This window comes from Flavobacterium sp. GSA192 (assembly GCF_006386525.1).
Taxonomy (GTDB): domain Bacteria; phylum Bacteroidota; class Bacteroidia; order Flavobacteriales; family Flavobacteriaceae; genus Flavobacterium; species Flavobacterium commune.
On record NZ_VAHC01000001.1, the window covers coordinates 692,019 to 717,649 of the forward strand.

Annotated in this window: 17 protein-coding genes; 13 read left to right on the top strand and 4 right to left on the bottom strand. The window is 34.2% G+C overall.

Annotated features, from left to right (window positions below; genetic code table 11):
- The first annotated feature begins 14 nt into the window (after positions 1–14).
- The 9 genes from FDM27_RS02970 to FDM27_RS03010 all read left to right on the top strand — a co-directional run bounded on the left by FDM27_RS02970 (position 15) and on the right by FDM27_RS03010 (position 9,037).
- The gene (locus tag FDM27_RS02970; RefSeq protein ID WP_140485119.1) at positions 15–941 is read left to right on the top strand and encodes a magnesium transporter CorA family protein; all 927 of its coding nucleotides are present in this window, start codon (positions 15–17) and stop codon (positions 939–941) included.
- Between the two features lie 169 nt (positions 942–1,110).
- The gene (locus FDM27_RS02975; RefSeq protein WP_071185262.1) at positions 1,111–1,947 is read left to right on the top strand and encodes an ATP-binding cassette domain-containing protein; all 837 of its coding nucleotides are present in this window, start codon (positions 1,111–1,113) and stop codon (positions 1,945–1,947) included.
- The gene (locus FDM27_RS02980) at positions 1,937–2,764 is read left to right on the top strand and encodes a hypothetical protein (RefSeq protein ID WP_140485120.1); all 828 of its coding nucleotides are present in this window, start codon (positions 1,937–1,939) and stop codon (positions 2,762–2,764) included. Before FDM27_RS02975 ends, FDM27_RS02980 begins: the two co-directional genes overlap by 11 nt.
- Position 2,765: 1 nt before the next feature.
- Positions 2,766–3,143, top strand: a complete 378-nt coding sequence (locus tag FDM27_RS02985; protein WP_071185264.1) for a GntR family transcriptional regulator — start codon at positions 2,766–2,768, stop codon at positions 3,141–3,143.
- The gene (locus tag FDM27_RS02990) at positions 3,130–3,819 is read left to right on the top strand and encodes a hypothetical protein (RefSeq protein ID WP_140485121.1); all 690 of its coding nucleotides are present in this window, start codon (positions 3,130–3,132) and stop codon (positions 3,817–3,819) included. The genes FDM27_RS02985 and FDM27_RS02990 overlap by 14 nt, the downstream gene beginning before the upstream one ends.
- Before the next feature lie 155 nt (positions 3,820–3,974).
- Positions 3,975–6,536 carry a thioredoxin-like domain-containing protein gene (locus FDM27_RS02995; RefSeq protein ID WP_140485122.1) on the top strand — a complete coding sequence of 854 codons (2,562 nt, stop codon included), beginning with the start codon at positions 3,975–3,977 and terminating at the stop codon, positions 6,534–6,536.
- 158 nt (positions 6,537–6,694) lie between these two features.
- Positions 6,695–7,309 (top strand): hypothetical protein, encoded by a 615-nt coding sequence (locus tag FDM27_RS03000; RefSeq protein WP_071185267.1) that lies wholly within the window; start codon positions 6,695–6,697, stop codon positions 7,307–7,309.
- Positions 7,310–7,312: 3 nt separating this feature from the next.
- On the top strand, positions 7,313–7,606 hold the full coding sequence (locus FDM27_RS03005) for a winged helix-turn-helix domain-containing protein (RefSeq protein WP_071185268.1): 294 nt from the start codon (positions 7,313–7,315) through the stop codon (positions 7,604–7,606).
- 54 nt (positions 7,607–7,660) lie between these two features.
- Complete coding sequence (locus FDM27_RS03010) at positions 7,661–9,037, top strand: DUF4173 domain-containing protein (protein ID WP_140485123.1); 1,377 nt, start codon at positions 7,661–7,663, stop codon at positions 9,035–9,037.
- Between the two features lie 47 nt (positions 9,038–9,084).
- Here the strand turns inward: FDM27_RS03010 and FDM27_RS03015 are convergent, their stop codons facing one another.
- The 4 genes from FDM27_RS03015 to FDM27_RS03030 form a co-directional block, all read right to left on the bottom strand.
- On the bottom strand, positions 9,085–11,259 hold the full coding sequence (locus FDM27_RS03015) for a response regulator (RefSeq protein WP_140485124.1): 2,175 nt from the start codon (positions 11,257–11,259) through the stop codon (positions 9,085–9,087).
- Between the two features lie 234 nt (positions 11,260–11,493).
- On the bottom strand, positions 11,494–12,306 hold the full coding sequence (rluF, locus tag FDM27_RS03020) for a 23S rRNA pseudouridine(2604) synthase RluF (RefSeq protein ID WP_140485125.1): 813 nt from the start codon (positions 12,304–12,306) through the stop codon (positions 11,494–11,496).
- A gap of 218 nt (positions 12,307–12,524) precedes the next feature.
- Positions 12,525–13,400 (bottom strand): alpha/beta fold hydrolase, encoded by an 876-nt coding sequence (locus tag FDM27_RS03025; protein ID WP_232227085.1) that lies wholly within the window; start codon positions 13,398–13,400, stop codon positions 12,525–12,527.
- Positions 13,401–13,590: 190 nt separating this feature from the next.
- Positions 13,591–16,206 carry a beta-glucosidase gene (locus tag FDM27_RS03030; RefSeq protein ID WP_140485126.1) on the bottom strand — a complete coding sequence of 872 codons (2,616 nt, stop codon included), beginning with the start codon at positions 16,204–16,206 and terminating at the stop codon, positions 13,591–13,593.
- A 301-nt stretch (positions 16,207–16,507) separates the two neighbouring features.
- On the opposite strand from FDM27_RS03030, the gene FDM27_RS03035 reads away from it, so the two are divergent.
- The 4 genes from FDM27_RS03035 (at position 16,508) to FDM27_RS03050 (ending at position 25,616) form a co-directional block, all read left to right on the top strand.
- The gene (locus FDM27_RS03035) at positions 16,508–20,848 is read left to right on the top strand and encodes a response regulator (protein ID WP_140485127.1); all 4,341 of its coding nucleotides are present in this window, start codon (positions 16,508–16,510) and stop codon (positions 20,846–20,848) included.
- Positions 20,849–21,324: 476 nt separating this feature from the next.
- Positions 21,325–21,507, top strand: coding sequence for a hypothetical protein (locus tag FDM27_RS03040; RefSeq protein ID WP_140485128.1), 183 nt, complete (start codon positions 21,325–21,327; stop codon positions 21,505–21,507).
- Between the two features lie 11 nt (positions 21,508–21,518).
- Positions 21,519–22,352, top strand: a complete 834-nt coding sequence (locus FDM27_RS03045; RefSeq protein ID WP_071185274.1) for a hypothetical protein — start codon at positions 21,519–21,521, stop codon at positions 22,350–22,352.
- A gap of 42 nt (positions 22,353–22,394) precedes the next feature.
- Positions 22,395–25,616 carry a SusC/RagA family TonB-linked outer membrane protein gene (locus FDM27_RS03050; RefSeq protein WP_198033417.1) on the top strand — a complete coding sequence of 1,074 codons (3,222 nt, stop codon included), beginning with the start codon at positions 22,395–22,397 and terminating at the stop codon, positions 25,614–25,616.
- Positions 25,617–25,631: the final 15 nt, after the last annotated feature.

A 25,631-nucleotide genomic window follows, 5' to 3' on the forward strand; every position in this document is an offset into this window, starting at 1 on the left:
TATAGCATTTTATAATGAGAGCATTTTATAAAAATAATGACGGATTAACTCAGGTTGAAACATGGACTCCCAACTGCTGGATTAATGTGGAATGTCCCACTAAATCAGAAAAAAAATACCTGCTTGGTGAGCTTCAGATTCCCGAAGCATTCTATAATGATATCGAAGATATCGACGAAAGACCGCGTATTGAAATAGAAAACGGCTGGACGTTAATTATTCTGCGGATTCCGGTGAAGAGTCAGGATATCAAATTACCTTTTCAAACTATTCCTGTGGGTATTGTGTTTAAGGAAGAAATTTGTGTTACGGTAAGTTTTCAGCAAACGGAGATGCTTACTGATTTTGTGGCTTATACCAAACGAAAACGCATTAATATCAAAGACAATTTTGATTTGGTTTTAAAGTTGCTCTTGTCTTCCAGTGTGTGGTATTTGAAATATTTGAAACAAGTCAATCAAAAAATCAAACTGGCCGAAAATAATCTGGAGAAATCCATCAAAAACGAAGAATTACAAGCACTTTTGCAAATAGAAAAATGCTTGGTTTTCTTTATGACATCCTTGAAAGGAAATGATATTTTGCTACAGCGCATTCGAAATATAAAATCCCAAAGAGGACATTTTGATCCGGAGTTGTTAGAAGACGTAGAAATTGAATTGCGTCAGGCACAGGAAACCACTAATATTTACAGCGACATTTTAACAGGGACTATGGATGCTTATGCCTCTGTGATTTCGAATAATATGAATACTATCATGAAGCAAATGACTTCTATTTCGATAATTTTGATGATTCCTACTTTGATTGCGAGTTTATACGGAATGAACGTGCCTAATAATTTAGAAAATAATCCTTACGGAATAGGAATTGTAATCTCTATTTCATTTTTGTTGTCTCTTTTTGGTGTGTTTCTGTTTAAAAGAAAGCGATGGTTTTGATTTTTTATATCAATTAATACATTTTTTTAGTTGCTTTTTTCTAGCTATATATGGCTTTTTCAGAGATTTAGATTTAAATAAGTAAGATTTTTTATCGAAACACTTGTTTTGTATTTACTTTTTTTATTCTTTTGTGTACTAGAAAACTAGTACACTAATAAAATATATTATGATAAGCATTCAACACTTAACGTTTCAGTATAAAAAGCAGGACGCTTTATTTACTGATTTATCTTTTGAGCAGTACAATGGAAGCATTGTAGGGCTGCTTGGGAAAAATGGAGCTGGTAAATCAACTTTTTTGAAGTTAATTACAGGCTTACTAAAACCTCAAATAGGAGCATTAAACATTAATGGTTTTAAACCTTTTGATCGATTGCCTGATTTCTTGTCAGATGTCTATATGGTTTCTGAGGAGTTTTCGTTTCCTTCCATAACTATTGGTTTGTATATAAAGGCAACAGCTCCTTTGTATCCTAAATTCGATTACGAAAAAATGAATCACATTTTGCAGGAATTCGAATTAGAATCCAAAAAAAATCTGAACGGACTTTCGCACGGACAACGCAAGAAATTCTTAATTGCTTTTGCTTTATCGACTAATTGTAGTTTGCTTATTCTGGACGAACCCACAAATGGTTTAGATATTCCGTCTAAGAGTTTGTTTCGAAAAATATTAGTGAGCTCAGTTTCTGATGAACAATTGGTTTTGATTTCAACCCATCAGGTAAAAGATATTGAAACCATAATTGATACCATTGTGGTTTTAGACGAAGGTAAGATGGTTTACAACGAAACGATTCTTGATATCAGTAAACAATGGCAATTTAAAACCGTGACTAGTTTAGCAGGGATAGAAAATCCAATTTACCAAGAGAAATGCCTGGGCGGTTACCGAATCATTACAGCAGTAAATGAATTAGAAGAAACCGAAATTGACATTGAATTGCTTTTTAATGCCATTATCAATAAAGTAACTTTAAAATCTATAAATCATGTCGTTTAATAACCATTTTAATTTCAACCGATTTGTTCGTTTATTTCAGCAGGATTTGTTAATTAATAGAACAAAATACCTTTTGGCTATTCTTGGATTAGGATTGATAACTTATTTATTGACCTATTGGTTTCTTAGTTCGAGTAAAAGTAGCATAATGAATTATGCTGAAAATATCAATAATCTTTATATGGTTTGTTTTGTGTTTTTTATGATGGGAGTAGGGGTTATTGTAGGCACTGCATTCCCTGATTTGATCGATAAAATTAAAACCGCAAATTATTTGCTTGCTCCAGGCTCAACTTTCGAAAAATTTTTGGTGCAGTTTTTATTGAGAATAGGAATTTTTATTCCTTTAGCTTTGGGGATTTTTTGGATTGCCATTCGTTTAGCCAAAGCTTCTTTAATTCCAGAAATGATTAATGGAAATCAATTTTTTGATCCAGCTGTAGTTCCTTATTTTGAATATCGCCTTTTAGTAACCAGAGAGGGTAAGTTGTGGGATATTTGGCAAATACTGCTTATGATTTTTGGTTTTTTCTCCTACGGAACTTATCTCTTTGCTGGAACAACTTTCTTTAAAAGATATGCTTTGGTTAAAACCGTTGTGATTTCGGGTATTTTATTCTTTAGTTGCATTTTGCTTTCTATGTTACTATCCAAAATTATTTATTCAGCACCTCGATTTTTTGATATACAATTTTATGCTTTTCAAGTGACTGAGAATTTTGACAGTACTGAATTTTCCTTGTTATCCTTGTCGTTACTTTCTTGGGTATTCTTTTTACCAATCGCTTATTTTAAATTAAAAGAAAAGGAGGCTTAATATGGATTTTAAATCAACCAAAGGGATTTATTTGCAAATAGTAGATAATCTCTGTAGGCAAATTTTAGAAGGACAATTGCAAGCTGGAGACCGAGTGGCTTCAGTGCGGGATTTGGCTGCCGAGTTTGAAGTGAATCACAACACGGTCATGCGTGCTTATGCTAATTTGCAGGAATCCGGGATTTTTGACAACAAACGGGGCATTGGATTTTTTGTTTCCGAAAAAGCTTTCGAACTCATTAAAGCCAATGAAAAAGCCAATTTTTTCAGTCAGGATTTACCTGATTTTCTTCTTAAAGTAAAATTACTCCAACTAAACTCTGCCGATTTAAACGAATTATTAACGGCTATAAAAAATAACGATCATGAAAATATCTAACATTATATTAATTTCATTTTTAACCTTTCTTTTCGGAGGGATTACTTTATTATTTATCGGTTCGAAATACTATAAAGGAGTTGATTATAAAGCTGATTTTGCTATTCAAGAAAAGAAAACCGCTCCTTTCTCGGTTATAGTTGCTGAACCAGGTTCCTTTTTCGTTTTGAAGAATGGTAGAGAGTTTAGTGTTTCGCAGAGTTATTTGAAAGATGTTCATCCTAATTTTGCTCATTTTGAAGTTAGTAATGATACTCTATATATATATTCTGTTAGAAAAGAAGAATCTAAAAGGGGGCATTTTGTAATTGTTCCCGAAGTCTATTGTAAAAACGTGAAGTCTATTATTGCCAAAGAAAAAGCGAATGTTAGTTTAAGAAATTATCAGGTGGATAGTTTGTCAATCAACTTGAATAGTTCAGATTTCTTTTGGGATTTTAATAAACCTGCTTATGTAAATGTTGAGTCTAAAAATTCTTATTTGCGTCTTAATGGTGATAATATTGAAAAAATGAATTTGCAATTAGATAAAACTAAGCTTTATCTAAATTCTCAAAAAGGAGCCAAAATGTTGTCAGGAAGTTTAACTAATGATTCTTACATTGATGGTGTTATTGTAGATGGAACGATTAATATTGACATAGATAATTCAAGCCGAATGTATTTTAGAAATTAATCTGATACATAATATGCAAGTTTTATTAACGTATTTTCTCTCTTTTTAACAAATAATTATAATCTTTTTCTGAATTAATAATTAAGTTTGAAGAGTTTTAAGCTAAAAAAGCTTATAGCTTTTTTATTAAACCAATTTAACCAACCAAAAAAAACATGAAAAAAATCTTTAGTATTCTTGTTGCACTTCTGATGAGCTGTGGTGTTTTCTCGCAGAAAACAATTGACAAACCAGACTATGGTTTGAGTAATCTTCCTGGGAAATTAACTAAAATTGAATTGACCGATTCGGCAACAATCATTCATTTTTACATTAAATATTATCCGGGACAATGGATTTTTATTCCTAAAGAATCTTTTATACAAGATGTCAATGGAGGAGAGAAAATTTTTGTAACTAAAACGGAAGGCATTCCCATAGCCGAAAGATATACTATGCCCGAAAGTGGAGAAGTGAGTTATAAATTGTATTTTCCTAAATTGGATAATACGGTAAATAAAGTAGATTTTGGTGAGGCCAATGAAGGTGGGGATTGGTCTATCTACGATATTGTAATTAATGAAAAAGATTCGGAATCCTTAATACCCAAAGTTTTACAGGGAAATTGGTTTCTAACCGATGGAAGTAATCAATGGGATTACGGATTTTATGCCAATCAGGCGGTTGTTGACAAAGCAGTTTGGAAATATAAAACTGTAGAAAGCAAAAAAAACAATTATACTATTGTGCTAGAAAACGCTGGAAAGGAAAAGACTATTTATGCTCAAATCGATAAAAAAGAAGGAGTTAAGTTTGGAGACAATAAAGAAAAATTAGCAACTTATAGTACCGAAAAAATAGATAATCCAAACTATAAACTAACTAATGATGAAGTCTATACTTCTGCTATTTTTAAATCAGATTCCGCTACTTTTTCCGGTTTTATAAAAGGTTATACTGGCAGAGCAGCTAGAAAAACAGGAACGATACATGTAAGTAATGTTTTGACAGGAAATCAAGATTCGCATTTGGTTAAAATTGCAGATGATGGCAGTTTTTCGGTCAAGTTTCCAATTAATCATCCGCAATCTATTTATGTAAATATTCTTGGGAATAGATCTTCTGTTTTTGTAGAACCTGGGAAAGAAACCTTTATGGTTGTCGATAGGGACACTCCATTGTTTATGGGAGATTGTGCCAGAATAAATTCTGATCTTCTAAGTTTTGGTGAACCTTATAGTCATTATGAAGAATATAGAAAACTATTGGGCAAAATTTTAGAGATAAGTCCTGAGGATTATAAAAAGGCTTGTCTGGATATAAAAAATAATCAACTTCAAATTATAGAGTCTATTACTAAAAAGCAATTTATTAGCCAGAAAGCACTTCAAATTAAAAAGCTTGATATTGAATATATGGCTTTGGAGAATATTCTAAGTTATGATATGTACAGAGAAGATTTTAAAAGAAGTAAATTGTCAGAAAATAATCAATTTGATTCAGAAACAGAAGATTTTAAGTTAGATAAATCCTATTATGATTTTTTAACTCCATCGGTTTTAAATAATGTAACAGCAGTAGTAACTAATAGTTACTATATTTTTATAAATAGGTTAAGGTTTGCTAATATTTTTAGAAACAATGTTGTTAGTTCTTTTTATAATTTAACTTCTGAAACAGCTGAATCGCTTCAAAAATCAGGGGTTACTTTATCTACAGACGAGTTGCAGATGGCTGCTGCCAGTAGAAAAGTAGAAAAGAATATGATGAGAACTATTGGTTTTTTTGACACTAATAGAACTGAAATTCAAAAATTCCAAACCAATCATAAAGAAGCGTACAGTAAATTGCAAAAAGACAATCCAAAGATTGGAGTTTCGGTTGAAGCTCTGGCAGCTTATTTGAAAACTCAGGGTATAACACTTACAGTTGAAGAAAATGAATTGCTGAAAAAATTTAAATTATCTCAATTAACCAAAGAGGAATTGGCTATCCAAAAACAATATTATGACCAATATGGAGAAAGTTTAAAGTTATTTAATGAAAAATACAAGGAAAATATTCAGGTGATTGCTGATGAAAAAGAATTTGAAAAGTTGAATGATAAGCTAAATAAAATTTTTGGTATCAAAGAGGCTTTTGTATATGATGTATTTACTTTACAGGATAAAGCAGGTGACTTAGAAAGCAATTTTACTCCATATACTGATACTCAATTAAAATGGATACAAGGAAAAATAAAGAATCCTTTTTTGTCTAATTCTATTGTTAGAGAAAATGATAGAATTAAAGCTAAGATAGAAATGAATAAGAAACAAACAGGTTTTGTAGTTAATACGGTTAAGAAAACCGAAAGTGATGAACTATTTGATTCGATGTTAGCTAAGTTCAAAGGAAAAGTAGTTTATGTCGATTTTTGGGCAACTTGGTGTGGCCCATGTATGCAAGGAATTAAAGAAATTGCACCACTAAAAGACGAGATGAAAGATCAAGAAGTTGTCTTTTTGTATATAACAAACCAAAGTTCTCCTGAAAAAACATGGAATAACAGCATTCCAAATATAAAAGGCGAACACTACAGAGTTTCAGAAGATGAATGGAATTATTTAACCCAAAAATTTAATATTTCCGGAATTCCACATTATGTTTTGGTGAATAAAAAAGGAGAGGTAGTAAATCCAGAATTAGGACACCATTCCAATGAATCTTTAAAAAAGATTTTAGAAAAACAGCTGTAATAACTTTTATAAAAAAACACAAATATCCTCAGTAAAAGCAATTGTAACTGCTGCTTTTACTGGGGATTTTGTATTTTGAAAAGGATTAAAAAAAAATCAATTTTTATTGTTTCGTTTCAAAAATAAAATATAACTTTGTATTTCAAAGTACTTTAAATATGGTTCAGAAGCATCAAGAAGATTTGTTACACATACGTTCCATGATGGAGCGTTCTTCCCGATTTATATCCTTAAGCGGATTATCAGGTGTTTTTGCCGGAATTTCGGCATTAATAGGAGGTGGTTTTGCTTTTAAATTATTAGAAGCTAATGGAATTGATTATTTAGACGGAAAGAATCAGGAGTATAGTCCCGAATTAATCCAACAGCTCATTACCATTGCGAGTTTAATATTGTTGCTGGCTTTGTTTTTTGGAATCCTGTTCACTGTTAGAAAAAGCAGAAAAAATAATCTGGCTATTTGGACTGCTACAACCAAAAAGATGTTGTTGGGTTTGTTGATACCGCTTCTGGCAGGAGGGTTATTTTGTATTGCTTTGATTTACCACGGTATGTTTGTGTTAGTGGCTCCTTCAACCCTTATTTTTTATGGTTTAGCTTTGATTAATGCAGCACATTATACTTTTTCGGACATCAAATATTTGGGAATATCGGAAGTGATTTTGGGCATTATCGCTTTGTTTTTTCTGGGAAGTGGTTTTGTTTTCTGGATGATTGGATTTGGTGTTTTGCATATTTTTTATGGATTACTCCTTTTAAAAAAATACAAATAGTTCATGGGAATTATTGATAAATTAAATAAAAATTTCGAAAGTCGGGTGCGATTAGGTATTATGTCAATCCTAATGGTTAATGACTGGGTGGATTTTACCGAAATGAAGGCCTTGTTGAATATTACCGATGGTAATTTGGCAAGTCATTCCACGGCATTGGAAAAATCAGAATACATAGAAATTAAGAAAGAGTTTGTGGGTAAAAAGCCGAAAACCTCTTATCGTGTTACTAATATTGGCCGATTAGCTTTTAAAGAGCATTTGAATTTTCTCGAAAAATTAATCAATTCTAAATAATCCTTTTTTTTAACCTTAAGCTTTGAAATACAAAGTACTTTAAAATTTTAAATCATGAAAAAATACCATTTGATTTTAGTGAGCAGTCTTGTTTTTATACTGCTTTTTTACAAGGAAACAATAGGCCTGAATGTGGGGGTTTTTGGTCTATTTCTTTTAGGATTAGTAAGTTATAATAACAGGAGTAAATTCAAAGACAGCTTGAATAGGATGTTATTTGGAACTTCATTTCTATCTTGTGTGGCTTTTGCTTGGTATGCTGATTTTGCTTCTTTTCTGGCATTATTCCTGTCTTTGGTTTTTTTACAATTCCGGGTACAAAATCAGGAACTTAAAATCATTCAGGTGATTCCATTGCTATTTTTAAACGGAATTACGTCTTTGGGGCGTGTACTGATGTTTAGTCAGTATTTGCCCAAAAGAGAAATCAATAATGATTTTGCTAAAAAGTTAATAGCCTATTTTGTTATTCCGGCGGTATTTTTAGCCTTGTTTTTTATAGTGTATTCTTTTGGTAGCAATCATTTTTCTTCGCTTTTTACCGATTATTATTTCGATATTAATCTTTGGATACTTTTTGTGATTTCAAGTTTAGGATTTTATATCTCGTTTACTTTTTGGAATTATTGGATTCCTGAAGTTTGCTATGAAAAAAATAAACTACTGGCTAATAATTTCAACGATGAGGCTAAACTTCAAAATCAAAGCACTTTTTCATTCCTTGATATTGATTTTGAAAGAAGGAGTGGCGAAATCACTTTGTTTTTTCTCAATGTACTGCTTTTGATTTTTATAGTGACTTATAATTATGAGCAATTTTTTGAAGTTGTCGAAAAATCGAAACTAAGTGCAGATACACATGAGCGTGTCAATGCAGTTATTTTCTCCATTGTTATGGCTATTGGTGTTATCTTATTTTATTTTAAAGGCGGATTTAATTTTGATGAGAAAGCAAAAAATCTGAAACAATTAGCTAAAATGTGGATTATTCTGAACGCAGTTTTGATTGTAAGTGCTGTGATTAAAAATACCGAATACATCTCTCATTTTGGATTGACCTATAAAAGGTTAGGAGTGTATGCGTTTTTAGGATTGGCAATTGTTGGATTGTGGTATTCTTTTTTAAAAATTGTAAAACAGAAAACCAATGCCTTTCTTTTTAACCAAATGCTATGGTATTTTTATGGTTTAATTCTTTTGTGCAGCTATGTCAATTGGGGGAATTTGATTAGCAATTATAATATTTCGGTAAACAAGGGAATTGACAAGGAATTTCTTGGAAGTTTAAATTATAATGATGAAATATATTATGGTTTGTATCCGGAGGAATCTAATGATTTAGATAATGGCAAAACGGAAGAATTATCAGAATATCAAAATGTGAATTTTATATCTAAAGTTTTGTATTATGAAACACTGGATTTGAAATGATAAAAAAAAAAATTAAACCCAAGCTGAAAAGTTTTGGGTTTGTTTTTTTATACGCTATAATGCAGTTTCATTTGTTTTACAATAGTTTCTTCCAGATTTTTTAGTACAATAGGTTTGCTTACAAAATCATCCATTCCATTGGCTATGGCTTTGATTTTATCTTCATCAAAAGCACTGGCGGTAACGGCAATAATTGGAATGTTTTTAGCTTTGTATTTGGCTAACGAATGGATTTTTTTAGTAGCCTCAAAACCGTCCATTTCCGGCATGTGTAAGTCCATAAAAATGATGTCGTAATCGTTTTTTTCGAAAAGGGCAACGGCTTCTATTCCGTTGTTAGCTATGTCGGCAGGGATATTTATTTTGTCCAGAAGTTTTCTTAATACCTTTTGATTGATTAAATTATCTTCAACAATTAAGGCCTTATTAACGCTATTTTTGTTTGAACTTATCGATGTATTAGCTGTATTTTCGACAACTAACGAAGTCTTATTTATTTTGAATGGAATATCAAAACTAAAACTGGATCCTCCTTCTTTTAAAGCGATGATGTTTAATTTAGAGCCTCCCATCAAACTGATTAATTGGTTTGAAATGGTGAGTCCCAGACCCGTTCCTCCGTATTTTCGGGTAGTTGTTAAATCAGCCTGTTCAAAGGCCAGTAGCAGTTGTTCGGTTTTATTAACATCAATACCTATTCCGGAATCCATCACCCTAAAATTGATTTTTTGAATATTGTCATGTTCTTCAATATGACTTACTTCCAGTTTGACATTGCCTACAGTTGTAAACTTAATGGCGTTGTCCAAAAGATTGATTAAAACCTGCTGGAGTCTTAAGTTATCACAAAGAATATTGCTTTCAATGCGTTCATCAAAATTAAAATGCAAGGCGATGTTTTTGTCTTTGATGCGGTATTCGAATAATCGGATTAATTTTGAAAGTTCATTTTTAAGATGCGTTGGATGTTGTTCCAGTTTGATCTTTCCGGCTTCCATTTTAGAATGATCTAAAATCATGTTGACAATACCTAAAAGATGATTGGCACTGTGTTCGGCAATTTCAATATATTCCGATTGGTCGCTGTTTAAAGGACTTGTTTTAAGGATATTCAACATACCGATAACACCGTTTAGGGGCGAGCGGATTTCGTGGCTCATATTTGCCAGAAACTGGGTTTTAAATTTGGCAGTATTGTTAGCTGTTTCATTGTTTTTTTCAAGAGCAACCAGGTTTTCATTGAGTTTTTCTTTTAGTATTTTATAACTGTTCAATAAAAAATTAACTTCCTTGATAGATGATTGTTGGAGTAGGTTAGAATTAGTGTTTTTAAAATTCGAAAAAATGAAATTCGAAATGTCCAATGAAAGTAATTTGATGTCTTTGGTAAAATATTTGGAGATATAAACACATAAAAACAAAGCAATGGCAATCATTAACAAGGTTTGTCCAATTTGGAAATAAAATAAATTGGCTTTTAATTGATTAATCCTGATTTCGTTGTAAGAAATAATGAGGTTGAATAGGTTTTCAATTTCTTCGTTGGATTGGTTTATTTTGCCGTTTAATCCCAGATTTTGAGCATGACCTAATTGGTTTGTTAGCATTACCAAGGTGTCAAAATAGCGTTTATAATCTTTAAGAATTTGTTTTGAAACCGGGCTGATTTCGTTAGATTGTATGGTGTTGTTGTATAAATTTTGAAATTTTTGAAGATAGGTTTTTTCAGATCGCAGCATATAGTCTTTTTCGTGGCGGCGAAACTGGAGAATGGTAAAAGCTTTTAAATATTTTTTTTCTTCTAAAAAATGTGCTTTGTTACGCATTTTGCCTTCAATACCATAATCTTTAAATCCTCTGATTAAAGCAATCTTTTTGTACTGATTGACATTTGCAATAAGCAGATCAATTTTGTTAAAAAGCCTGAGCATCTGTTTTTCGTTAATTTCGATTTGGAGTTCCCGGGATTCCTTATAAATCGAATTAATAGCTGCTCTTTGTCTATTTAAATTAGAAATATATTGGCTTAAATCTTTCTGATTGTGATGGATGTAAAAATCTTTCTCCTTGTAACCGTATAGCAAAAAGGTTTGAAACCGTTTGATATTAGTACTAAAGTCCTGAGAAACCTGATACGATTTATAGCTGAAATTATTCAGATGGTCTATTTTTCGATCAATAGTGAGGTAGGTTAGAAACCAGATAATGATTAAAAGAATCATTACTGAAAATGATAAAAAGATTTGAGTTCTAAAATTGCGAACGTTGGGGAATGAAAATTTCAATGGTATTATATTGGATTATATCGCAAAATTAGGGGCTTCATCCAAATTGTAGTTTACTATAGTTCGAAGAAAAGGTTAACGAATTGTTTTGTTTTCTATCTTTAGGAATAGAGAAATAAACAAAAAAGAGGAAATGAATTTCCCCTTTTTGTTGTTGTATATGATTTTTAGTTAATAATCCCCGCGTTTTCTAAATCGGGGATCATTTTTTTTGATGAATTCCGTTTGGCGTTTTGGTACTTCCACTTTAGGTAAGCTCGCTTCTTCGGTTTTGCTCGAAGGTTCGATCAATTCATTTAATTCTTTAATTTCAGCATCGGTCAAATCGCGGTAGCGTCCCACAGGAACATCAAGCGAAATATTGATAATTCGAATACGTTTCAAAGCAGTTACTTCATAGCCTAAATATTCGCACATTCTGCGAATTTGACGGTTCAAACCTTGGGTAAGTATGATTTTGAAAATGTACTTGCTAATTTGCTCTACCTTACATTTTCGGGTTACGGTGTCTAAAATAGGAACACCATTTCCCATTCGTTGGATAAAACGATCGGTGATAGGTTTGTTTACTGTTACAGTATATTCTTTTTCGTGATTGTTTCGAGCACGCAATATTTTATTGACAATATCACCATCATTGGTCATAAAAATCAATCCTTCCGAAGCTTTGTCTAAACGTCCAATAGGGAAAATACGTTTGGGATAGTTGATGTAATCCACAATGTTGTTGCGGACTTCCAGGTTAGTAGTACATTCAATCCCAACAGGTTTATTGAAAGCAAGATAAACAGGTTTTTCGTTTTTCTCATGAATTAGTTTGCCATCAATGCGCACTTCGTCATTTATACCCACTTTTGTCCCAAGTTCCGGAACGACATCATTGATGGTTACACGACCTTCTTCAATATATTTGTCGGCCTCACGACGGGAGCAAAAACCGGTTTCGGCTATGAATTTGTTGAGACGTTTTAGATTTTCTTCCATAGTGCAAAAGTAAGTAATTTGAGAATGTGAAAATTGGTTATTACGCAAAGATTCGCAAAGTAAATCACAGAGAGACTCAAAGAAATATTTAATTTACTGACGTCATTAGAATAGGGGGAAACCTAATTTGATAGTTTTACATGGATTTTAAAAAAAAAAACTTAGCGAGACTTTGTCTTTTACTTTGCGAATTTTTGCGAAACAGTAATTTTTAAAAATTATTCGAATAAGAATGCGTAAATTTTTTGATATAATTCTTCGCCATGCAGGCTGTGACCAAGACCTTTGGTTTCTATAAAAATAGCATCTTGCCAGCTACTGGCTATTTTTTTTGCTTCTTCAAATAGTACAATGCTGTCATCGGTATCATGAGCAATGAGTCCTTTGGTTTTTATTTTCGAAGCAAAAACTTTCCCTGAAAAATGTTCTAATTGAAGATTAAAATGATGGAGATAATAATTTTCGAGTCCTTTGGATATTTTAGAATTTAAGCTCAACAAATTGATGTAATTGTTAAGGATAATTTTAAAATCACTTGGAGAGCCCAGAATCACCATTTTTTCTATGCTGTTACTTTGATAAGTCGATTGGTAGTAAAGACAGGTTTTCCCGCCCAGAGAATGACCAATAAGATGTTTGGGTTGGTATTTTTGAACCAGAATATCAATAAAGGCAGCATATTGCGGAATATTGAATTCTTTTCCACTCGATAATCCGTGTCCCGGAGCATCCAGAGCAACAATGGTGCTGTTGGATTTTTTTAGGTAGGTCAATAAATTTTCCCAACGCGAAGCATTGCTTTCCCAACCGTGTACCAGCAAAATGACATTCTCGTTGCCTTTCCAGGTGTAGGTTTGAAAATATTCGCCTTCATGTTGGTAAATTTCCTGATCTGTTTCTTTAAGTACATTAGGAAGTTTTTCTTTGAGTAATTTTCCGTCTCTTGGTTCACTAAAAAGTGCATAAGCCAGCTGGTTTGCTTTTTTAGGAAATATAAAACTCAAGAGGTTGATGTATAAACCTATAGACTTAGTGAATAAAAAATAAAGGGCTTTTTTCATAATCAAAAAAACGTTAGCTACTTCAATTTTCATTTTACAAAATTTAAAATGATAAGGCAAAAATATACTTGATGCTGACTGCCATTTTATGTGGTAACTATAACGGCAAATTTACGATTTTACCAGCTATAAACTATTTATATTTTAATAGTTGTAAAAAGCCACTTTTTGGTTATAAAAAAAACCGCCTCAGCTTGCGAGACGGTTTTGAAGTATAAGAAAACTATTTTTCGAGTTGTAGCGTTTTGCCGTTGATGTTAAAACGACCACTTTGGTTGTCTTTTGAATCATCGGGTTGTTTTCCTCCTACTGAGATGGTAAACCATCCGGGTTCTACAACGCGTTGTTTTTTGTTATTGATTAAAGAAAGTTGCCTTGGTGTTATTGTAAAACGAACCGTTTTAGTCTCTCCCTTTTTTAAATGAATACGTTCAAAACCTTCTAGTTGCACAATAGGCCGTGGAGTAGAAGCTTTTTCGTCTTTTAGATATAATTCTACTACTTCATCTCCGTCACGGTCGCCAATATTGTTTACATCAACAGATACTTCAAAATCTTTTTCAGCATTAACATTGGCAGGAATTTGAAGGTTACTGTATTTAAATTTGGTATAACTTAAACCAAATCCAAACGGATATAATGGCTTTTTATCAAAATAACGATAGGTACGACCTTTCATATTATAATTCTCAAAATCTGGAAGTTGATTAACAGATTTGTAGTAAGTAACCGGTAATCGACCCGCTGGATTGTAATCGCCAAAAAGGACATCAGCAATGGCATTACCTCCTTGTTGCCCCGGATATCCGGCAGTTAGAATAGCAGGAACGTTATCGTTAGCCCAGTTTACAGAAAGTGCACTTCCGTTGATTAAAACCAGAATAACAGGTTTTCCCGTGGCTACCATAGCTTTTATCAATTCTTCCTGATTAGATGGCAGGTTAAGACTGGTGCGGTCTCCACCATCAAAACCATCTGCTTCTACTTTCATTTCTTCGCCTTCCAGACGTTCATTTAATCCCAATACCAGAACTACAGCATCCGCCTGATTAGCCGTTTGAACAGCTTGCTGTAATACATTTTCCTGTGGTTCAGCCCATAAAAGTTGGGCTATGGCATCGCCATAGAAGTTTTGGTATTTTACCTCTATTTTGTATCTTTTTCCAGCTTCCAGTTCTACTTTTTGCGGGCGAAAACGTGGATGGTGGTTGTTTTTTCCACCGGTATTTTTTCCGCCTTCAATTTCCACCGTCATAAATGGTTTTGACCATTCTGAAATACTGTAAGTTCCTGTTTTTGGAGCCACAAGATAACCCGTCCATTTCACACTGTAATTCCCCATTTTCAATCGGGAATCCGGAGTGTTGATGTCCCATTGAAAATTGATATTGTCGTCAATTCGGCTAAAAAGCGGTTTCCCTTCCCATTTGGTGTTATCAAAGTATTCTGCTGTTAAGCCTTGTGTACCATTTTCATTTTGAAAATAAACAGATGGAATAATTTTCATTTCAGGAACACCTTTGGCCAAATCGGTACCTTTGGCATACAACACTTTTGCGTTTGGCTCTAATTTGTTTTGGATTCCTTTTAATACTGTGACAGGATTGCTTGGAATTCCGCTGTAATTTCCCCATAAGGATTGTATATCATTGGCATTAGGTCCAATTACAGCAATTGTTTTAATGTTTTTGGAAAGCGGAAGTGTATGATTCTGATTTTTCAAAAGAACAATACTTTTTTGCGAAGCTACCCTGGACAAATAGTCATGAGACGAATTATTGTTTACCGAAAATGGAATTTGGGCATAAGGTACAATTTCTTCCGGGTCAAACATGCCCAGTTTAAAACGAGCTGTAAACAAACGTTTTAAAGTGATGTCAATGTCGGCTTCGGTCAGCAATTTGCGTTCCAATGCTTCTTTCAATGATTTGTAACTGCTGCCACATTCCAAATCCAGTCCTGTTTTTACAGCTAAAGCAGAAGCCGTTGCCGCATCAGGTGTAATTTTGTGCCATTTCCAAATATCAGTTACAGCACCACAATCGGATACGATATAGCCATTAAACTCCCATTTGTTTCTAAGAATATCAAATAAAAAGGGACTGGCACTGGCCGATTCACCTCTAAAACGGTTATAAGCCCCCATTACCGAGTAAACCTGTCCCTCTTTGACTAAAGTTCGAAAGGCAGGAAGATAGGTTTCGTATAGATCAATATCGCTGGTTTCGGCATTAAATTGATGACGGGATGGTTCCGGACCTGAATGCACAGCATAATGTTTTGCGGTGGCAATCACTTTCAGGTATTTTTTATCGGTTCCCTGAAGACCATTAACATAATTAAGTCCTAATTGCGAGGTCAGAAAAGGATCTTCCCCATAAGTTTCATGACCACGACCCCAACGAGGATCACGGAAAATGTTGACATTAGGAGACCAGAAGGTCAATCCCTGGTACATACCGTGTTGTCCTCGTCTTAAAAATTCGTGGTGTTTGGCACGGGCTTCGTCAGAAATGGCAGAGGCCACATCAAATATTAATTTTCTGTCCCAGGAAGAGGCGATGGAAATGGATTGCGGAAAGACTGTGGCATATCCGGCACGGGCAACACCGTGTAAGGATTCGTTCCACCAGTTGTATTCCGGTACACCAAGACGTTCTATAGCCGGTGAGGAATCCATTAATTGGCTTATTTTTTCGTCAACAGTCATTCTGGATACCAAATCATTTACGCGTTCTTCAACAGGCAATGCAGTATTGGTAAACTTGAAATCATGCTGTGCAAAAGTGGTTATTGTTGTCAGACTAATAATAAACACTAAAGAGTTTATTGTTTTCATATTATTGATTAATATTTTAGGTTGATTTATTTTAATAGTTGTTTCTAATTTATAAAAGATTTTACGTGATCAGCTACAATTAAAACAAAATTAGATTTTTAAGCCTTTTTAGCTTAGGGCATATTGCTATTTAGGGGATGTCGTACAGCTTGAAGTTGTAATTTTTTAATTTTCAGGATAGTGAAAGGGTGGACAAATTGCTATTTAAGTAGGGGTATTTAGCCAGGAAGAGCCGTTGTTTTAGGTTCAGACTGTAATTTTGATACTTTTGTAATGATTAAGATTTAAAAAAAAAAATATTTTGAAGCAAAATATAATTATTGCCTTTTTTTGTCTGCTATCTGCATTCTCTCTGGCACAGCCATTTGGAGTTTTAAAGCGGTTTTCAGCTGATGCTAATTTAAGTCAGTCCCGTATTCTGGATATTCAACAAGATGAAAAAGGATTCATTTGGTTAGGTACTTATATCGGATTAATAAGATATGATGGCAATACTTTTCAAAATTTTGAAGTACTGCAAAGAGGAAGGCTAAATTTGTTGTCTAATCGGGTTTCGAGTTTTAAATTTGATAAAAACGGACGAATCTGGATTAAGTCAGAACAGGACGAAATCTATTATTTTGACACTAAGAATCTAAATTATCACTCGCCTTTAGAGTCTTATTCTAAAAAATATTCCAATAATTCATTTCGAGAATTCAGACTGATGTCTTCGGGCAGGGTGTGGTTGTTTTCGCAAGATAAAAATACAGCAGTTGTTTTTGAAACGGATAACAGTTTAAGTGAAATTTCTTTTGAAAAGGCTAAACTTCAGGGAGGAAAAATCCAGGAAGTATTTGAAGATACTATGGGTACAACCTGGTTTTTGACCAGCAAAGGGATTTGCAGGTTAAAGAAATCGGCTGAAGTGCCTGAATATTTCTTTTTCAATATGTCCAGACCTTCGGGCAGGTCGTATTCTTATAATTCGGTTATGGAAACTAAAGACGAGTTATGGTTTGCAGGAACTGCCGGTAAATTAACCCGTTATTCTAAACAGTCCAATGCTTTTTTTGATGTTCAATTAGGAATAAATGCTGATATTGACCGAATAAAATATGTGAGAGGCGGCAAAGTACTTATTGTAACTAAGACTCAGGGCATTGGTTATTATGATATGAAAACAGCCAAATTGGATGTGTATAACAGTAAAACCACAGCAGGATTTCCGGATACGAATAGTAAGTATTTGGGCTTGACCCATTCCAGATATTTTTGGTTTGAAACCAATGCTTTAGGAATATATCGATTTGATTTGCTTAGCAGAAAGTTGAAGCATTTGCAGGTCGATTCAACTGATCCTACGGCGGAGGGAATTTCCAGAAAAACCATTTTAATTACTGCTCCTGATGGAACTATTTGGACACAACCCCGAGGAGGTGCATTGGCTTATTGGGATAAAAAACAGGATAAGCTGGTGTCTATATCGTATGCTATGAAAGAATCAGCAGAAGTTGTTTCTGATGTGATGCACGCCGCTACATTTGACCGCCTCGGAAATTTATGGTTTTGTTCATATAGACAAGGGCTGGATTTGATGACTTTTGACAACAAGCATTTTTCAGCTTTAAAATTAGATGTGTCTCCAGGGAGAAAAAAAAATAATGTCAGAGGTTTAATGGCCGATAGAAAAGGCAATCTTTGGCTAGCCAGTCGTACCGATAAAATTACATTGTTTGATTCCAAAAAAAGGAAGATAGGCGTGTTAGGATCCGATGGAACTTTGTCTGCCGGCAGTCCGGGCTGGGGTGCCGATATTTACCACATGTTAGAGGATAATAAAAGTCGAATTTGGGTAGCTACCAGAGGTAATGGATTGTATTGTTTGTTGCCAACGGCAAAGCCTTTCCATTATAAAGTAGTTCATTATAAGTACAATGAGGCTAATCGATACAGTATTAGTTCGAATGATATTTACAGGGTTTTTCAGGCTGCTTCAGGGCAAATTTATCTGGCTACCTGGGGCGGAGGAGTCAATTTAATCAGGGAATCCAATTCTAAAATTCAGTTCATTAATTATCGAAATGAATTGAAAAATTACCCAATAAAATCGGCTGATAGGGTGCGGTCTATTGTTGAAAGTAAGGATCATCAACTGTTTTTTATTTCTTCCTATAAACTGTTTTCTTTTTCCGGAAAAAAACAATCCCCAAACGCATTAAAATTTAAGGAATACCCGCAGGTTTCAGGCAATGATATTTTGGACATACTGGTAACTTCAGAAAATAAATTAGCATTGGCAACGAATGGAAAAGGGATGCTATTAGTTGATTTGAATCAAAAAAAGGAGCTAAAAGTACAATCTTTTGGAGAAGAAACTATTGGTTTCCCTATTGATGGGGTTGTGTCTATACAGGAGGATAAATTAGGTAAAATATGGCTTATGGGGAGCAATCAAATTGTGCGATTTGATTCTAAAAATGCTACCTCTGAAACTTTTCCTGAATTGAAATCGCTTATAGGAAACGAAATATTCTCTGAAGCTACTAAATGTCGTCTTCCTGATGGCGAAATTGTTTTAGGTTATTCCAGTGGGGCAGTGGTTTTTAAGCCTGAAAACATTAAACCTTTTCGATTCAGACCTTATTTGGCTATTACCAGTTTCACCGTTAATAATAAGGAGTTGCACGAAATAAATCCTGAAACTCCCAGCAATCCTGATTTGTTGCAGGAAGTCAGGCTGGAACACGACCAGAATTTTTTCAGGGTACAGTTTTCGGCATTGGATTATGTGAAAAACGAAAATATTGTTTACCGTTATAAATTAGAAGGAGTTGACAATCAGTGGAATTATATAAAAGGGGGGCAGTCTATCAATTATACGAATTTAAGCAGAGGAAAATACACGCTTTTGATAGCCTCTACTAACGATCATAATTTGTGGGTGAACAATGAACGAAAAATTAAAATCACGATTCTTCCTTCGATTTGGTGGACTAATTTGGCAATAATCTGCTATATTTTACTGGCTATAGCTCTTTTTAGTTTCATCAGGCGTACATTTTCTACCATCCTGAAATTGCGAAATGATGTTCAAATTGAGAAACAGGTATCTGATTTGAAGATGAAGTTTTTTACTGATATTTCACATGAAATCAGAACGCCGCTGACCATGATTACTGCTCCGGTTGAAAAAATGCTATCGGATAACAATATACCGGAATCAATAAAAATTCAACTTCAGGGAATTGAAAGAAACAGTAATCGTTTGCTGAATTTAGTCAATCAAATTTTAGATTTAAGGAAAATTCAAAATAGAAAATTAGAAGTTAAGGCGATTAATTTAGGTCAATTTGCCGCTAAAGTATGTGAAAACTTCAGAGAAATAAGCTTGCAGAGTAAGATCCGTTTAGATCTAAAAGTGAATGCTACAACTCCCATTGTTTGGGCCGATGCCGATAGTCTGGACAAAATTTTGGTCAATCTAATTTCAAATGCTTTCAAGTATTGCCATAAAGGCGATACGGTCGAAGTAGTTGTGGAGGAAACCGAAAAACAAGTTTTGCTAAAAGTGAGCGATAATGGGCCGGGAATCAATCCTGTGATTCAAAAGCGGTTGTTTGTTCGTTTTACTAATTATAACGAAAACCCTAATAATCCGAGTACAGGAATAGGACTTTCGATAGTGAAGGATTTGGCTGATAAACACGGGGTAACTATAATGGTGGATAGTGTAGCCGGTAAAGGCAGTAGTTTCCAGCTTTGCTTTTTAAAAGGTTTTCATCATTTTGATGAAGATGTGGATATTTTATTTGAGGAAGCCGATGAAGATCTAACAACCACTACAGGATTAGAAAATGAAGTTGTTATACCCAAAACGGAAGAGAATAGCAAAGGAAAACCCCTAGGCTTACTCGTTGAAGATGATCCTGAATTAAGGGATTTTATAGTTTCAGTTTTAGAAGAAGATTATACCATTCATGTTGCTGAGAACGGTATCGAAGGTCATTTAAAAACAGCCAGATTGTGTCCTGATTTTATCATTAGTGATATTATGATGCCGCAAATGGATGGGATAGAAATGCTTAAGTTAATTCGGAAAAATATTGCCACAAGCCACATTCCGGTAATTTTACTCAGCGCTAAAACTGCAATAGAAAACAAATTAGAAGGAATGGAATATGGTGCCGATGAATATATGGTTAAGCCTTTTAATGTGAGTTATTTAAGAGCCCGAGTAAAAAATGTTTTAGAACAGCGTAAAAGATTACAACTCTTATATTCCAGCGGAAATATAGCTGAGATTTCAGTCGAAGAGCCTTTACAAATTTCAAATCAGGATCATAAGTTTATGTTTCAGGTAATTAAATTAGTTAAGGATAATGTGTCTAAAACTGATTTTTCGGTGGAAGAATTAGGAAAGCTAATGTACATGTCTCGAGCCAGTTTTTTTAATAAATTAAAAGATTTGACAGGAGTATCGCCAGTAGTTTTCATTCGTGATATCCGATTGAATGAGGCTGCCGAGATGCTTAAAAATGAAGATATGCTTATCAAGGAAATTTGCTTTGAGGTTGGTTTTAGCGATCTGAAATATTTTGGAAAATGTTTCAAAGCAAAATTCAATTATACCCCAGCCGAATACCGTCGTTTGTATCGTTAAATAGTTATTCGAAAATAGATAGCCTTTAGGTCAATATACACGAAGAAATAATCTTTCATCTTGTATATTGACCTTTCTATTTTTAGTTCATTTTTCAATATTCAAATGATGTTTTTTAGGGGGATTTAAAAAACTAGGTTAGTAAGTTTCTGATATGATTGGGATATTATATTGTTTTTTAGGAATGAGTGTTGGTTTGTGTGTGTAAATGTTTGGTTTTTAGTGTTTATTGTGATTTTGTGCAGCTAAAAAATCAATGTCTTTTTCACTCAATTTAGACAAATACCCCCTGTTGTTTATCAATTTTTCTACCTCTTTCAACCGCTTGAAAGCCTTAGTTGCTTTATTAGCAATTTCACCCTTTTCGAAAAGCAATTTATCCACCGCATTGCAATATGCTATTTCTAGTTTTACATCCGAACCAAAGTAATCTCTCAGGATTATAAAACTATTTAACTAACTAAAAAATTAAGCTTATGAAACAAATGAGCACTTTCATCCTGCCTGGGATGTTTATAGTGTATTGCTATCACAATGATAAATTGAGGCAATTGATTCCATTATTAAGAAAGCAAAACTTCAGTTTAAAATTAGCCTCAACAACAGTGCCTAAAGTTTATGTAGCCGCTGTTATCTTCTTTAACCAATTTCAATTTTAAAATTACAGTGCATGAAAAATAGCATCAATAGTATCCTTTTTGGTGTAATGTTACTTTTGTTAGTAACCGCTTGCAGCAAGGATGTATTACAATATGACACATCGGTTGTTAAGAATTTTGAGATTCAGTTAAATGGCGAACCTTGGAGTCTGAATACCGGGATTTCAACCAAACCGATTTTTATTTATGAAAACGACGGTGAATTTTTTGCCAACTATAGTTCGCATTTTTCTTTTGCGTTAGAAAATGGAAAATACAAATTTGTAGCTACCGATATTCCTGAGCAAATGATTAAATCTCCTGTAAATCTAAATGATTTAATTATTCCGCAACCCGTTCTTGCTGATCAAAAGGTCAATCTTTCTGCCGCTATACCTTATGACTCTCCTTTTGAAGAACCACTTACAATGAACATTCTTACCAGAACGGGAATATTGCGTCTAAAGGCTAAAGACATTACTCCCGATCCAAGTTATACAAATATTAAAGTAACTGTTGAGGTCAAACGCAGCGGTTACAAAGTAGTTGATGAAACATTTATTCAGGAAGACATGGAAGTTTCCAGAACGAAGAAAACAACTTCCGGAGGAGTGAATTACACCGATGATTTTATTGTATTTCAAACCGATGAAGAGGCAAATGAAGTGAGTATCCGTATTGATTTTATGACCGATGATTTGGCGGTTGTAAAAACAAAAGAGATTTCGGGTTCTTTTCCAATTTTAGCTGATGGAGTAACACAAATCAGTTTTAATTTGAACGATGCCGATACCCCAATTATTGAGAATTATGAACTGCTTATTAATGGTGAGGCTCCAACGGCAAAAAATCAACTAACCAAATAGTGCTTAGACTTTAAAAACAATTTTAAATAAAATATTCTAGTTATGACGATAAAAAAACATATCGTGGGCGTTTGGGCTGTTTTGCTTTTGGCATTGAACAGTTATGCTCAGGAACGTGTAACTGTGACAGGGGTAGTACGAGATAATATGGGGGTGATTCCTTCGGCAACAGTTATTGTAGTGAATCAAAACGCAAATACAGCTACTGATATAGACGGAAAGTTTTCGATAAAAGTAAGCGATCCAAAAACCGCTGTTTTATTGATTAAATTCATAGGAATGAATGATGTAACAGTGCCTCTTAAAGGGCGTACATCAGGAATTGATGTCCAGATGAAAGAATCTACCAGTGAGTTAAATGAAGTAGTTGTGATCGGTTATGGTACACAAAAACGTGGAAATTTAACCGGAGCTATTGCCAGTATAAAAGGTTCTGAATTAGCCAAAGTTCCAACCGCTTCGGTAGCCGAAGCCATGGTAGGAAGACTTCCGGGGGTTCAGGTTACTTCATCAGATGGTTCACCGGGTGCTGAGGTAATGATTAGGGTGCGTGGTGGTGGTTCTATTACAGAGGATAATTCACCTTTAATTTTAGTAGATGGTTTTGAGGTGGCAAATCTAAATGATATTCCACCTACAGATATCGAATCGGTAGAGGTGTTAAAAGATGCTGCATCAACGGCTATTTATGGAGCCCGTGGAGCTAATGGGGTAGTTTTAGTAACTACTAAAAAACCAAAAGCAGGTAAGGTTTCAATAAATATACATAGTTATGCTCAGATGAAAACACTGGCTAACCGTCTGGATGTAATGGATCCTTACGAATTTGTGATGATACAATATGAGTTTGAACGTCAGCGTAATTCAAATCCAACAGCTTTTTTCAATCGTTATGGTCGTGCCAATGAATTGTATATCTATCAGGGTAACAAAGGAGTTGACTGGCAGGATGAAATTTTTGGAACTAACCCGGTGGCTAAATACATGGATTTTAGTATGAACGGCGGTAATGAGAATACAAAGTACAAATTTGCTTATATCAATCAGGATCAACCGGGAGTTTTGTTAGGAACAGGTTTAAAACAAAACAATTTAAACTTAATAATGAATACTAAATTGTCTGATAAATTTACTTTCGAATTTCAGACGCGTTTTTCTAATCAAACCATTAATGGTTCGGGAACTGATGGAGTTAATTTACTTGATGCCCTGCGTCAGGCACCTACTCTGGGGTTAGAAGATTATATGACTTTGCCGGAGGATGATACTTATTTTGATCCGGAGGATTATCAGGTAACCGTACGTTTTAATCCTATACAAGAGGCCGCAAAAAATTACCGCAAACGCAACACCAGAACATTTAATACGGTCGGAGCTTTAACCTGGCATATCATTGATGGTTTAAGCCTGCGCAGTTCTTACGGTTATGAGTACAAATACAGCGAAGACGGTCGTTTCTGGGGAACTGACACCGGTACGGCTAATGCCAATAACAATCAGCCGGTGGTATATTGGGGAATGACCCAAAGTCCGCGTTGGCAGTTGAACAATGTATTGAATTATTCATTTAAGTTAAAAGATGTTCATGATTTCCAATTGATGGCGGGGCAGGAAATGAAAGAGCAAAAAAGCGCCGGCAAGTTTTTTCGAACGCGTTATTTTCCGGAGGATATTTCAGGATCTAAAGCCTTGGATAATTTAGCCTTGGGAACTCCTTTTGAAAATGGTTCTTCTGCCGGTTCGCCTAATAGAATTTCTTCTTTCTTCGGGCGTGTAAATTACGGTTTCGATGATAAATACCTGGCTACTTTTACAGCACGTACCGATGGTTCTACAAAGTTTGGTCCCGGCAATCGTTGGGGAGTTTTCCCGGCAGCTGCTTTTGCCTGGAGAATGTCAAACGAAGATTTTCTTAAGGATAGTAAAACGGTTTCTAACTTAAAAGTACGTTTGAGTTACGGTGTTTCCGGTAATGACAGAATTAGCGGGGATTTGTATGCTAAATATTATGGTGTTTCCCGAAACCGTTCAGTGGGATGGGGAGAGACTGATCATTACTATTATAATTTTTACAACACCAATTTTTTAAGTAATCCTAATGTAAAATGGGAAACAACTTATACGCGAAATCTGGGGATTGATTTTGGTTTCTTTAAAGAGCGTATTACAGGAAATATTGATTTCTATAAAAATACGGTGAAAGATTTATTAGTACCATCTGATATTCCGGGTGTGGCAGGTTTTAATAAAATTATGACCAATGTGGGACAAACCACTAATAAAGGATTGGAGTTTGCTATGAACGCCAGTGTGGTTCAGAGAAAAGACTGGCAATTGGATTTGTCATTCAACATCGGACATAATAAAAACAAAATTGACAACCTGGCCAGTGGCGAAAAAGAATGGATTTTGAGTTCCGGCTGGGCGGGAAACCAGTTGCTGAATGATGATGATTACCGTGCTTATGTAGGAGGTACAAAAGGTTTGATTTATGGTTTTGTTAATGATGGCTTCTATACTATGGATGATTTTGAATCTTTTGATTCGCAAACCAGAACCTGGAAATTAAAAGAAGGTGTAGTGAATTCCAAAAATCTTTCAGGAGATCCTCGTCCGGGGAATGCAAAGTTCAAAAAACTGACTCCGATTGATTTAACCGATCCTAACACTTTTGTAATTGGAGATCAGGACAGAAAGGTAATTGGAGATACTAACCCTGACTTTTCAGGAGGTTTTGGAGTGAATACCGTATGGAAAAACTTTGATCTTACTGCTTTCTTCAATTTCATGGTTGGATTTGATGTTTACAATGCTAATAAAATCATGATGACTTCCTGGTATCAAAACAATCAAAACAATTTAGGAATGGAAGTTTCATTAGATAATCGTTGGAGAAACTATGATGATATGGGGAACGAAATCCGTTACCAACCAGAGTTGTTAGCCGAATTCAATAAAAATGCCACCATGTGGAATCCTACTTCAATAGGTCGTCCTATTGCAATGTCTTATGCTATTGAAAATGGTTCTTTCTTACGATTGAATACTCTAAGTATTGGATATACAATTCCTCAAAAAATTACCAGAAAAATTGGATTCAACAGAGTGCGTTTATATACAACAGGTACTAACTTATTTGTTTGGACTAATTATTCAGGATATGACCCTGAGGTTAATTTAGAAACAGGATTAACACCAAACATTGATTATAACGCTTATCCAAGATCAAGAAACTACACTTTTGGAGCGCAGTTTTCATTTTAATCGAATAAAATTTAC